The 12,053-nt window shown below is 63.8% G+C and carries 14 protein-coding genes and 1 tRNA gene; 10 read left to right on the top strand and 5 right to left on the bottom strand.

From position 1 onward, the window contains the following. From AC1DMG_RS15290 to AC1DMG_RS15280, 3 genes are all read right to left on the bottom strand, one after another. A partial coding sequence (locus AC1DMG_RS15290; RefSeq protein ID WP_477180715.1) for a PhoH family protein occupies positions 1-1,089 on the bottom strand: 1,089 nt, incomplete at its 3' end. Between the two features lie 148 nt (positions 1,090-1,237). Beyond that, a complete protein-coding gene (locus tag AC1DMG_RS15285) occupies positions 1,238-1,699 on the bottom strand; it encodes a peroxiredoxin (RefSeq protein ID WP_477176367.1) in 462 nt (153 codons plus the stop codon). Positions 1,700-1,977: 278 nt separating this feature from the next. After that, a complete protein-coding gene (locus tag AC1DMG_RS15280; RefSeq protein WP_046971840.1) occupies positions 1,978-2,544 on the bottom strand; it encodes a glycine cleavage system transcriptional repressor in 567 nt (188 codons plus the stop codon). A 184-nt stretch (positions 2,545-2,728) separates the two neighbouring features. Here AC1DMG_RS15280 and AC1DMG_RS15275 point away from each other — a divergent pair, with 184 nt between their 5' ends. The 4 genes from AC1DMG_RS15275 (at position 2,729) to AC1DMG_RS15260 (ending at position 5,476) form a co-directional block, all read left to right on the top strand. After that, positions 2,729-3,235 (top strand): hypothetical protein, encoded by a 507-nt coding sequence (locus tag AC1DMG_RS15275; protein ID WP_477176368.1) that lies wholly within the window; start codon positions 2,729-2,731, stop codon positions 3,233-3,235. Positions 3,236-3,284: 49 nt separating this feature from the next. Further along, positions 3,285-3,791: a hypothetical protein gene (locus tag AC1DMG_RS15270; RefSeq protein ID WP_441605166.1), complete on the top strand. Its 507-nt coding sequence runs from the start codon at positions 3,285-3,287 to the stop codon at positions 3,789-3,791. 159 nt (positions 3,792-3,950) lie between these two features. Continuing rightward, on the top strand, positions 3,951-4,844 hold the full coding sequence (gene dapA / locus AC1DMG_RS15265) for a 4-hydroxy-tetrahydrodipicolinate synthase (RefSeq protein WP_477176369.1): 894 nt from the start codon (positions 3,951-3,953) through the stop codon (positions 4,842-4,844). A gap of 38 nt (positions 4,845-4,882) precedes the next feature. Beyond that, positions 4,883-5,476, top strand: coding sequence for a hypothetical protein (locus AC1DMG_RS15260; protein WP_477176370.1), 594 nt, complete (start codon positions 4,883-4,885; stop codon positions 5,474-5,476). 101 nt (positions 5,477-5,577) lie between these two features. Here AC1DMG_RS15260 and fdxA read toward each other — a convergent pair whose 3' ends face one another. Together fdxA and AC1DMG_RS15250 are read right to left on the bottom strand one after the other, a co-directional pair. Next, entirely contained in the window at positions 5,578-5,901 is a 324-nt protein-coding gene (gene fdxA, locus AC1DMG_RS15255) for a ferredoxin FdxA (RefSeq protein ID WP_441605169.1), read from the bottom strand. A 50-nt stretch (positions 5,902-5,951) separates the two neighbouring features. Next, a tRNA-Glu gene (locus tag AC1DMG_RS15250) sits at positions 5,952-6,027 on the bottom strand. Between the two features lie 183 nt (positions 6,028-6,210). Between AC1DMG_RS15250 and pcnB the strand changes: the two genes are divergently transcribed. From pcnB to pgi, 6 genes are all read left to right on the top strand, one after another. Further along, positions 6,211-7,569: a polynucleotide adenylyltransferase PcnB gene (gene pcnB, locus AC1DMG_RS15245; RefSeq protein ID WP_477176371.1), complete on the top strand. Its 1,359-nt coding sequence runs from the start codon at positions 6,211-6,213 to the stop codon at positions 7,567-7,569. Continuing rightward, complete coding sequence (gene folK / locus AC1DMG_RS15240) at positions 7,566-8,048, top strand: 2-amino-4-hydroxy-6-hydroxymethyldihydropteridine diphosphokinase (protein ID WP_441605171.1); 483 nt, start codon at positions 7,566-7,568, stop codon at positions 8,046-8,048. The genes pcnB and folK overlap by 4 nt, the downstream gene beginning before the upstream one ends. Positions 8,049-8,104: 56 nt before the next feature. Next, positions 8,105-8,935 (top strand): 3-methyl-2-oxobutanoate hydroxymethyltransferase, encoded by an 831-nt coding sequence (gene panB, locus AC1DMG_RS15235; protein WP_477176372.1) that lies wholly within the window; start codon positions 8,105-8,107, stop codon positions 8,933-8,935. A 19-nt stretch (positions 8,936-8,954) separates the two neighbouring features. Then, complete coding sequence (gene panC, locus AC1DMG_RS15230) at positions 8,955-9,800, top strand: pantoate--beta-alanine ligase (RefSeq protein ID WP_441605173.1); 846 nt, start codon at positions 8,955-8,957, stop codon at positions 9,798-9,800. 102 nt (positions 9,801-9,902) lie between these two features. Then, a complete protein-coding gene (gene panD, locus AC1DMG_RS15225; protein WP_046971832.1) occupies positions 9,903-10,289 on the top strand; it encodes an aspartate 1-decarboxylase in 387 nt (128 codons plus the stop codon). 112 nt (positions 10,290-10,401) lie between these two features. Continuing rightward, complete coding sequence (gene pgi / locus AC1DMG_RS15220) at positions 10,402-12,042, top strand: glucose-6-phosphate isomerase (RefSeq protein WP_477176373.1); 1,641 nt, start codon at positions 10,402-10,404, stop codon at positions 12,040-12,042. Positions 12,043-12,053: the final 11 nt, after the last annotated feature.

Here is a 12,053-nt window from a genome sequence, read left to right as displayed (position 1 = left end):
GCGGATCTTGATGCGTGAGGCGAGCAGGTCGTTGGTGGCCTGGCGTCCCCAGCTGCCGCCTTCCTCCGGATTGGCGAGCACTTCGAGGTTGTCGGTGAGCGCTCCCATCCACGGCGTCATCTTTTCTTCTTCCGTGCCGGGGAGGAAGCCGATGTCTTCGCCCACCGAGACGGTGGCGCGCGTCATGATGATTTCGCGATAGCGCTGCTGGTCCATCACCTGCGCCAGGCCGGCGGCAAGCGCGAGCAGGGTCTTGCCGGTGCCGGCGGTGCCGAGCAGGGTGACGAAGTCGACATCCGGGTCCATCAGCACATTGAGCGCGAAATTCTGCTCGCGGTTTCGCGCCGCGATGCCCCACACGGCGTGATTGGCGTGGCTGTGATCGTCCAGCAACACCAGGGTGGCCTTGGCGTCGTCCACATGCAGCACGCGCAGTTCCACGCTGTTGTCGCCAGGCAGGAACAGGCACTGATTGGGATACCAGTCTTCATCGTCGCGACGGTCGAGTTTGTAGAAGGTGCGACCGCGTTCGTTCCACGACTGCACTTCGGGGTGCTTGTCCCAGAAATCCTCGCCCAGCTCGGTGGAGCCGGTGTAAAGCAGCGCGAAGTCATCCAGCGCGCGGTCGTTTTCATAGTCTTCCGCATCGATGCCGTAGATCTTGGCCTTGATGCGCAGGTTGATGTCCTTGCTGACCAGCACGACCGAGCGGTCGGGATTCTGGTCGCGCAGTTCGATCACCGCCGACAGGATCAGGTTGTCTGCCTTGCCGTGGCCGTTGGTGGTGCGCTGCTGGAAATACAGCCTGCCTACCGCGCCGCCGCGTTTGAGATTKACYCCTTCGGGGTTGGACAACTCCAGGCCGTTGCTGATGCCGTGGCCGTTGCCACGCACGATCAGTTCATTGAGGAAGCGGCTGACTTGACGACCATTGCGCGAAACCTCGGAGGCGCCCTTTTTCTTTTCGTCCAGTTCCTCCAACACCGTCATGGGGATGAAGACATCGTGTTCTTCAAAGCGGAACAGCGAAGTCGGATCGTGCAGCAACACATTGGTGTCGAGAGCGTAGATGCGCTTGCTTCCGGTCATACGGAAGAAACCTCTTGAGAGTGCGAGGTGGAAGAACCGCGGCATGCGGCGTGCCGCGGGAAGTCGGCCGATGGGCCGGGATGCCATGCACGATAGGGAGTCGTCCCGGCGGGACGGGCAGCGGCATGGCGAAAAAGGAGATCGCGGGTCACTGGGCGGGGATGGCGTCGAGCACGGCCTGGGCGTGCCCTGGGACTTTCACGTTGCGCCATTCCTGGGCCAGCCTGCCTTCGGGATCGATCAGGAAGCTGCTTCGTACAACACCCATATGACGTTTTCCGTACAGCACCTTCTCGTGGATCACGTCGAAAGCGTTGCACCAGGTCTCATCAGGGTCGGAAACCAGAGGAAACGGCAGTTCCTGCTTGGTGGCGAAGTTGGCGTGGGATTTCACCGAATCACGCGAAACACCGATGATCTGCGCGTGACGCTTTTTGAACTTCGGGTAGAGGTCGCGGAAATCCTTGGCCTCATTGGTGCAACCGGGGGTACTGTCCTTCGGGTAGAAGTACACCACCACCCACTGGCCTTTCAGGCTGTCCAGCTTCAGTTCGCTGCCATCGCCGGTGAGGCCTTTGAGTTTGGGGACTTTCTTGCCAACTTCGGGCATAGGTTCTCCTGCGAGGCCGCGGCCGGCTTCGACTGGGTGTCGTCAATCAAGGGAAACGAGACAGCGGAGGTGGGTGCAAAGGCGGTCAGGGCTCGCCCTGCGATCGGTGCAAATCGACCCGCCTGCTGCATGCCATCTCTCCGGTACTGCTCTTGAGGTCAGAGACTAGCGCTTGCCGTGTAGGGAATGACAGTCCTTGCAGCAGGGCGCCTCAGGGAGCATGCTCAAGGACCCGGCGAGCACGCCGGAAAACCGGTTTTCCGCGCGACATCCGCCGCTCAGAATTTCACCGGATCCATGATGGCGTCGAGATTCAGGCCATCGCAGAACTCCAGGAAGTCATCGCGCAGCGCGGCAATATGCGTGGCCGCCGGAATGCCGATGGTGATCTGTGCCTGGAACATGTCCGCACCCGTCTGCATCGCCTGGTAACGCAGCGAGCTCAGCTGCTCGATGACGATGTCGCGGCGGTCGAAGAAGTCGATGATCTTCACCAGGATGCCCGGGCGATCGGCCGAGATCACCTCGATCAGATACGGAAGCAGGTGCGAGTGGTGCTCGCGCGGACCGGTGCGATAAAACGACAGGCGCAGATCTTCGTCCCGGGCCGTCTTGGCCAGCGCGGTTTCGAGTTTGGCCACGGCGTCCCATGCGCCGGTGGCGAGCAGGGTCAGCGAGGTATCGGCGCCGATCGCCGACACCCGCGCATCGGCGAGGTTGCAGCCGGCTTCGGCAATACGCTTGGCCAGCGTCAGCAAGGGCGCGCTTGTGGAGGGAGTCAGGGTCTGGATCAGCAGCTGGTTGTCGCTGCCGGTGCGCGCGGAAGAACGATTCAAGGAGTCCACCTGTGGCGCTCCCGCACGATGCGGGTCAAGAAAGCACGTCGGTTGAGCTTACTTGCCGCTGCCAGAGACTCGCAAGTAAGTCCTCTGGCCGGCTGAAAGTCGCTTTTTGACTGCCTGCCAGGCCGGGCGTAACATTTTGGCGGTCGCGCCGCCGTCCTAGGGGCTCATCAATGGGGAGCGGATTATGAAGCACGTGCATGCRTGGTTGATGGTTGCCGCCATGGCAATCCCGTTTTCGCAGGCGCTGGCGTATGCCAAAAATCCAACGCCGCCGGACGTCAAGGCAGATACCAAAGAGAAGTTCGAAGGGGTCATGGACCATGTCCATCAGGAGATGGGCGCGGGCGGACGTTTCGAGTTCCTGACCGCGGAAGAGCGCGAGACGGTCGAGCACGATATGAATGACATGCATGGCTTGTTCGACCGCTTCGGCAAGGTCGATGCGATGGACGACAAGTCCAAGATCCAGCTCTACAACGATCAGTCGGAAGTGAACGCGCTGCTCACCAGGCGCGACGGCGAACGCGAAATCTGCACGCACGAGCAGCCGACGGGATCTCATCTTCCCAAGACCACCTGCCGCAACTACGCCCAGATAGAGCGCGAGCGGCGGGACATGCTCAACATGAAGGATGCCATGCTGCATACGATGCGAGAGGCGGCTCCGTCCTCGGCGCTGGGTACGCATTGACGCATCGGGATGGCGTTTGTTTCGGCTAAGACAACCAGGGGGTTAGATCATGAAGTTGGTGCGTGCGCAGCTTGCTGTTGCGGTATTGGTGTTTCTTGTTCCTGCGACTTCGCTGCTGGCGAAGAGCCCGCCACCGCCTGACGTCAAGGCCGATACGAGGGATACATTCGCCCCTGTGGCCGACCACGTGCGCGAACAGATGCAGGCAGGCGGCCGCTTTGAGTTCGTCAACGCTGAGGAGCGCGGCACCGTCACCAAGGACCTTGGTGATATGCAGTCGCTCCTGGATCGGTTCACCAAGGTCGACGCCATGGACGACAAGTCCAAGATCCAGCTCTACAACGACCAGTCCGAGATCAATGCGATCCTTACCCGCCGCGACGGCGACAAAGAGATCTGCGTACACGAACAACCCACCGGGTCCCATCTTCCGAAGACCACCTGTCGCAAGTACAGCGATATGGAGCGCGATCGCGCGGCCACGATGCAGATGAAGGATGAGATGTTGCATACCACCATCCCGAAACCCCTGCTGATCGGTCCGAACGCCCATTGAGGGGAAATCCAGGACTGCGCCCGCTCCATGGTCTTGGGCGGGCCGTCCAGGGTGAATTCGGACGCGGGATGGCGCTGGCAGGGCCGGCCCAGGGCTCTGTATTGGCTGAACAAGCTTTTCCGGTAACATGCCGGGTTTGAGTTTCAGGCGGAGCCGGTCTTGAACATTCGCGGAAGCATCTGTGCGCTGGTCACGCCGTTCGCGGCGGACGGGGCGCTTGATCTTGCGGCTTTCGCAAAGCTGCTTGACTACCAGATCGACGGCGGAACCGAAGGCGTGGTCGTGGCCGGTTCAACCGGCGAGGCCCATATGCTCGAGCACGACGAATACGAGCGCCTGCTCGCGTTTGCCGTGGAACGGGTGGCCGGCCGCATGATGGTCCTTGCCGGTACCGGCGAGGCGGGCACGGCCAAGACCGTGGCGCTCACGCGGCGTGCGAAAGCGCTGGGTGCTGATGCGGCCCTGGTGGTGGCTCCGTATTACGTGCGACCGACCCAGGAAGGCCTGCGTCGCCATTTCCTCGAAGTGGCTGACCATGGCGGCCTGCCGGTGGTGCTGTACAACGTGCCGGCGCGCACGGGTTGCGACCTGCTGCCGGCAACGGTGGCTGAACTGCGCGACCACCCGGCCATCGTGGGCCTCAAGGAAGCGCTGGGCACCGATGAAAGGATTCGCGCCATCGCGGAACTTGCGCGGCCGGATTTCGTCTATCTGTCCGGTGACGACGGCACGGCCTGCAAGGCGATGCTCGCTGGCGCGGCGGGGACGATCTCGGTGGTAGCCAATCTGGTGCCTCGCGCGTTTCGCATGTTGTGCGATGCCGCCACGGCAGGCGATCGGGCTGAAGCACAGCGTTGCGACGCCGTGCTGGCGCCGCTGGTTTCGGCGCTCAACTGCGCGCCGAACCCGATTGCTGTGAAAGCCGGATTGCCGCCGCTGGGCTTGGGATTGGCGGCGCCACGCCTGCCTTTGGTTGAATTGGAGGATGGTCCGGACCGCGCGCGACTTCGCGAAGCGCTGGCGGGTCTGGCATCCTTGGCGAATGCGGCCTGACATTTCGGGCAACTGATACTCCTACGGAATCTGCTTACATGAAGAAATCCCCGCTTGTCGTGGCCCTGCCGGTACTGGCCCTGTCTGCCTTGCTGCTCTCCGGCTGCGGCATGTTCCGTTCGCAGAAGGCCTGGGAAACGGCCAAACAGGAGTCGCCGCTGGAAATTCCGCCGGGCCTGGATACGCCTTCCACCAGCGCCGCGCTGGTCATTCCGGAAGCGGGCGCCAACAACCCGACCTCCAATGGTGCGACCGCTCGGGTCGGCAGCAGCAGCGCCCAGATCGCTGACGGCTTTGTGCTGAACGACAGCATCGACAACACCTATCGTCGCGTGGGTCAGGCCCTGGAGAATGGTGATATTGGCCAGGTGGTGGGGCACGACGATGACGCGCACACCTATACGCTTAGCGTGGTCGCATCGGATCAGCCGACCCAGAAGAAGGGCTTCTTCAGCAGCATGTTCAACGGCAAGTCCAAGGAGTCTGCGGATGCCCCGGGCGCCAAGCCGCGCCAGGTGCTGCTGACCGTGGGCACCAGCGGCGAGAAGGCCAGCGAAGTGCGCGCCCAGGGCGATGCCGCCGCGGTGGCCAAGGTGATCGATACCCTCAAGGGTCGCATGGGCGGCGGTTGATCCGTTGCCTTACGGCCAATAAAAACGCCGCCTCAAGGGCGGCGTTTTTTTATGCGCGAACCGGGGTGTCCTGCGGAGGGGTACAGCGTCCGGGACGGCGTTCAGCGTTCGAGCAGGTCGAGCTTGTTGGGCTTGTTTTCCCAGTCCTTGGCGTCGGCGAGGCCGTCCTTGCGCTCGGTGATGACCGGCCAGCTCTTGGCCAGCGCCGCGTTCAGCGCAGTGAAGCTTTCCTGTCCGGCGGGCACGTCGTCTTCCGGATAGATCGCGTTGATCGGGCACTCCGGCTCGCACAAGGTGCAGTCGATGCACTCGTCCGGATCGATCACGAGGAAGTTGGGGCCTTCGTGGAAGGCGTCGACGGGGCAAACTTCGACACAGTCGGTGTATTTGCACTTGATGCAGTTGTCGGTGACGACAAAAGTCATACGCTCTCGTGCCTGTCTTGAATGAGCCGGGGCCCGTGCCAGGCCGGAAGTGGCGCTCCCTACGAGGTTCGAACTCGTGTTCCCGCCTTGAGAGGGCGGTGTCCTAGGCCACTAGACGAAGGGAGCGAAATGCACCGGAGCGCGCTAGTATAGCGGAATTGCTTCGCCCGGCAATGCCCTCAGGGGCTCAAGGACCGACCGGGCGGACGGCCACCGGCCCTATGGGGCATGGTGGAATGTGGAGGCGGCGGAACGATGCCGCATTGATCGCTTTGAATGGCGCTAAGCGCCTGCAAGGATCCAGACCGCTTGAATCACGACGCAAGGACCAACGCCACGCCTGCATTGCGCATCATCCCGCGCGAGCAGCACGTGATTTCGCGCAAGAACATCAGCAAGGCAGCGCTGCGCGTGCTCTATCGCCTCAACGAGGCCGGCTACCAGGCCTATCTGGTGGGAGGCGCCGTTCGCGACCTGCTGCTGGGCGGTCATCCCAAGGACTTCGACGTGGCCACCAACGCCACGCCCGACGAGGTCAAGAAACTCTTCCGCAATTCGCGCCTGATCGGCCGCCGTTTCCGGCTGGCCCACGTGGTGTACGGTCCGGAAATCATCGAAGTGGCCACCTTCCGTGGCACCGGCGAAGAAGAAGGCGAGGGCGATCGCCACATCGTCGACGGCCGCATCGTGCGCGACAACGTGTGGGGCTCGATCGAAGAGGACGCGATCCGTCGCGACTTCCGCGTCAACGCGCTGTACTACGACATCAGCGATTTCTCGGTGCGCGACTATGTCGGCGGCATGCAGGACGTGCAGGACCGCGTGCTGCACCTGATCGGCGATCCGGAAACGCGCTACCGCGAAGATCCCGTGCGCATGCTGCGTGCCGTGCGCCTCGCGGCCAAGCTCAATTTCCGCATCGACGCGGCCGCCGCGGCGCCGTTCGACGAGCTCGGGCCACTGCTGGCCGACGCTGCGCCGGCGCGCTTGTTCGACGAGTCGCTCAAGCTGTTCCTGTCAGGGCATGGCCTCAAGAGCTTCCACATGCTCGAACAGACCGGCCTGCTGAAGTTCATGTTTCCGGCCACGGCACGCGCGCTCAAGCGCGGCGACAAGGCGCTGCGTGCGCTGATCGAGCAGGGCCTGGCCAATACCGATGCACGCGTCGCCGAAGGTAAGTCGGTGACGCCGGCCTTCCTGTTCGCCGTGCTGCTGTGGGGCGAAGTGCGCGATCTGGCGCATACCTGGATCACCAAGGGCATGGAGCCAGTGGCCGCGTGGGAACGCGCCGCCACCCACGTCATCGTCGAGCAATGCCAGCGCGTGGCGATCCCGCGTCGTTTCACGCTGACCATGGAAGAAATCTGGGGCATGCAGCCGCGCTTTGAACAAGTGCAGCGCAAGCGCGTATTCCGCCTGATGACGCATCCGCGTTTCCGTGCCGCCTTCGACTTCCTGCTGCTGCGTGCGGAGGAATCCCCCGCGGTGCGCGAGCTCGGCGCATGGTGGCAGCACGCGCAGCAGTTGCCGCACGAAACGCTGGCGGCGGCCTTGTCGGGCAGCGCGTCGGGTTCGGCAGTGGAAAGCGCTGCGCCGGCCGCCAAGCCGCGCAAGCGCCGTCGTCGCAAGCCGAGCTCGAAGGCGGGCAACAAGTCGGATCCCGCGTGACGGTTGCGTTCATTGCGTTGGGCAGCAATCTAGGCGACGCGCAAGGACACGTGCTGGGCGCGTTCGGCGCGCTGGATGCACTCCCGCAAACCCGCTTGCTCGCCCGCTCAGCGCTGTATCTCACGCCTCCCTGGGGCGTGCTCGATCAACCTGCCTTCATCAATGCGGTCGCTCAGATCGATACCGGACTGACGCCGCACCAGCTGCTCGATGCCTTGCTGAAGATCGAGCGCGATGCCGGCCGGGTGCGCGATGGCGAGCGCTGGGGCCCGCGCACGCTTGATCTCGATGTGCTGCACATGGACGGCGTCGTGCTATCGGACGATCGCCTGACGCTGCCTCATCCGCGCATGGCTGAGCGTGCTTTTGTACTGTTGCCACTGAACGACCTGGCGCCGACGCTGGAGTTGCCGGGCCAGGGCAAGGTGGCGGATCTGCTGGCAGGCATCGAAACCACCGGTTGCGAGCGTCTGCCTTGAGCCCTTCACGCCACACGCGGGATAATCCGCGCCTGCCTCCGTTCTAGGGAATTGTCGTGTACTCGCAAAAAGCGAACGCCCCCACGCGCAAGCCGGTCACCGTGCCGGCGTTGCGCGCGATGAAGGAAGCAGGCCAACGCATCGTCATGCTCACCTGTTACGACGCGAGTTTCGCGGCGCAATTGGAAATGGCTGGCGTCGACGTGGCGCTGGTGGGCGACTCGCTTGGCATGGTGATCCAGGGCCACAAGAGCACGCTGCCGGTGACGCTGGACCACATGGTCTATCACACCAGCATCGTGTCGCGCGGACTCAATGCCACTTTGCTCATCGCCGACTTCCCGTTCATGGCCGATCGCGATGTCGCCCACGCGTTGGAAGCCGGCGCGCAGCTGGTGGGCGAGGGTGGCGCTGCGATGGTGAAGATCGAGGGCGCCTCGCCGCATATTCTCGAAGTGATCACCGCGCTGGTCGAGCGCGCCATTCCGGTATGCGCGCACCTGGGCCTGACGCCGCAATCGGTGCACAAGTTCGGCGGTTTCCGTATCCAGGGCCGCGCGCAGGACGCCGCCGACCGCCTGGTCGAGGACGCCAAGGCGGTGGAAGCCGCGGGCGCCGACCTGCTCGTGCTGGAAGGCATTCCCACCGCACTGGGCGAGCGCATCACGCAGGCTGTGTCCATTCCTACCATTGGCATCGGCGCCGGCCCGCATTGCGACGGGCAGGTGCTGGTGATCCACGACATGCTGGCGGTGACGCCCGGCAAGCGACCCAAGTTCAGCAAGGATTTCCTCGCAGGACGCGACTCTGTGGCTGCGGCGATCGCGGCCTATGCCGAGGATGTGCGCAGTGGCGCCTTCCCGGCGCCGGAACATTGCTTCGACTGAGGCAGCAGAGCTCAAAGACATGCAGACTGTGCAAGATGCCGCGGCGCTCCGCGCCACCATCCGCGGCTGGCGCGGCCAGGGCCTTACGGTGGGTTTCGTGCCCACCCTGGGTAACCTGCACGCCGGTCACCATTCGTTGATCAAACTGGCCCGAGCCCGCGCCGATCGGGTAGTGGCCAGCGTGTTCGTCAATCCCACCCAGTTCGGCCCGAACGAAGACTTCGAGCGTTATCCGCGCACCCTGGTGCAGGATCAGGTGGGGTTGGCCGAACAGGACTGCGACCTGCTGTTTGCCCCGGAAGTGCCCACGCTGTACCCGTTCGGCGCGCAGAACAGCGTGAGCATCCATGTGCCGCAACTCACCGAAACGCTCGAGGGTGCCCATCGCCCGGGGCATTTCGACGGCGTGGCTACGGTGGTGTGCAAGCTGTTCAACCTGGTGGAGCCGGATCTGGCCGTGTTTGGCCAGAAGGATTTCCAGCAGCTCAAGGTGATCGAGCGGATGGTTCGCGATCTCTCGCTGCCGGTGAAGATCATTGCGGCGCCCACGCTGCGTGCCGAGGACGGCCTCGCCTTGAGCTCRCGAAACCAGTACCTCTCGGCCGAGCACCGCACCCTGGCGCCGCAGATCTACGCCACCCTGCAGCAGATGCGCGATCTCATCGCCAAGGGGCACGCCTGGTCGGTGGTGGAGCAGGCGGCGGCTTCCAAGCTTGCCCGGGCCGGTTTCGACCCTGATTACGCCGTCATTCGGCGCTCCGAAGACCTGGCTGAACCGGTCGACGGCGAGACCGAAGGCCTGGTCGCCCTGATCGCGGCCCGGCTGGGCTCGACCCGCCTGATCGACAACTTGCCTTTCGACTGACCGACCCCATCAAGGGCCTGCCGGGACCCCATGTTGCGACGCGGCGCGTCTCGGCGGGATAATAGTGGGCTACGCGGGCAATTCCTGCCGGAAACTGAAGTCATGAACCTGAACATGCTCAAGGCCAAGATTCACCGTGCGACGGTGACCCATGCCGAGCTCCATTACGAAGGCTCCATCGCCATCGACGGCCTGTTGCTCGATGCCTCCGGCATTCGCGAGTACGAGCAGATCCATGCGTGGAATATCAACAACGGCAAGCGCTTCGTCACTTACGCGCTGCGCGCCGAGGAAGGCTCGGGCATCATCTCGGTGAACGGCAGCGCCGCGCACCGCGCACAGCCGGGCGACCTGGTGATCATTGCCGCGTTCTGCCAGCTGTCCGAGGCCGAGCTCGAGCAGTTCCAGCCGACCCTGGTGTACGTGGACGCCAACAACGCCATCTCRCACACCAATCGGTCGATTCCCAAGCAGATGGCCGCGGCCTGACGCTTTGCGCCTCGCCTCAGGGCGGGGCCTGGGTGCGGTGCAACAATCTGCTGGCAAAGGGTGCGCGAAGCTGCGTAAGATCGACGTCCCCCTTMGCCGAGCATGAGTTCCCATGTCGTCCGAGCGCCGTCCGTCTTTTCTCGCAGAACACGTTGACCGGCTCGCAGGCACGCACCTGCGGGAATTGCTGAAGGACGCCGCCCGCGGCAAGCGCCTGCGCCATCGCCTCGGGCCAATCCTGCTGGACCTTAGTCGCCAGAAGCTCGACCAGGCCGCGTTAGACGCTCTCGGCGCGCACGTCGAAGCCAGCGGCTGGCAGGTAGCGCGCGATGCGATGTTCTCCGGCCAGCCCATCAATACCTCCGAAGACCGTGCGGTGCTGCACACCGCGCTGCGCGCCGGCGGTTCGCAATTGCCTTCGCCCGCACCGCGCGATGCGCTCAAGGAAATCGACGCCACGCTCAAGCGCATCGATGCGCTGGTCAAGGCCGTGGAGCTCGGCGACGCCAGCGCCTTCGGCGTGGCGCCCGGCATCACCGACATCGTGAACATCGGCATCGGCGGCTCGGACCTCGGGCCGCGCCTCGCTGCCCGCGCGCTCACGCCGTATCACGTGCCGGGGCTGCGCAGTCATTTCCTCACCAATGTGGACGGCCAGTCCGCCTACGAGCTGATGCATCAGCTCGATCCCAAGCGCACGCTGGTGATCGTGGTCTCCAAGACCTTCACCACGCAGGAAACCTTGCTCAACGGCAACGTGATGCGCGAGTGGATCAGCCGCGCCTACGACGGCGACCAGGCTGCCGTGTCGCGCCACTTTCTCGCCGTGAGCGCCAATGTCGCCGAGGCGGAAAAGTGGGGCATTCCGGCGGCACAGGTTTATCCGATGTGGGATTTTGTCGGTGGCCGCTTTTCCGTGTGGTCGGCCGTGGGCCTGTCGCTCGCGCTGGCGATTGGTTCGTACAACTTCCATGAGTTGCTCAAGGGCGCGGCGCTCGTGGACGACCATTTCCGCAGCGCGGCGTGGTCGGAAAACCTGCCGGTGCTGTTGAGTCTGGTCGAGTACTGGAACCGCGACGTGCAAGGTCGCGGCAGTCGCGCTGTCATCCCGTACGCGGACCTGCTGACTGATCTCACCTCCTATCTCCAGCAGCTCGAAATGGAGAGCCTGGGCAAGCAGGTCACCAAGCAAGGCCAGCCGGTGGCGCAGCCGACCTCGGCGGTGGTGTGGGGCAGCGTGGGCACCAATGCGCAGCACGCGTATTTCCAGTCCCTGCACCAGGGCACCGATGTGGTGCCGCTGGAGTTCATCGGCGTGGTGAAGCCGGCGCACGATCTCACCGCAAACCACGAGGCGCTGTTGTCGAACTTGCTCGCCCAGGCGGCTGCGCTTGCGCTGGGCAAGACGTTCGACGAAGCGCTCGCCGAAGCGAAGTCGGGTACTGACGAAGAGCGTCGCGTGCTGGCCGCGCAGCGCACTTTCCCGGGCGATAGACCCAGCACGGTGATGCTGCTGGACGCGCTCACGCCGGAAAGCCTCGGTGCACTGATCGCGTTGTACGAGCACAAGGTGTTCATGCTTGGCCACCTGTGGGGTGTCAACGCGTTCGATCAGTGGGGCGTGGAGCTGGGCAAGTCGATTGCGCGGCAGATTCTGCCGGCGTTGGAAGAGGGCGGGGCGAAGAAGGTCGCAGGACTGGATTCGTCCACGCAGGCGCTGATTGAAGAAATCCAGGCACGCCGCAAGGTCTAATAAATAGGAAC

The organism is Dyella sp. 01N36, assembly GCF_056399745.1.
The sequence above is the reverse complement of the archived record's forward strand: the minus strand, read 5'-3'. Positions and strand labels throughout refer to the sequence as shown.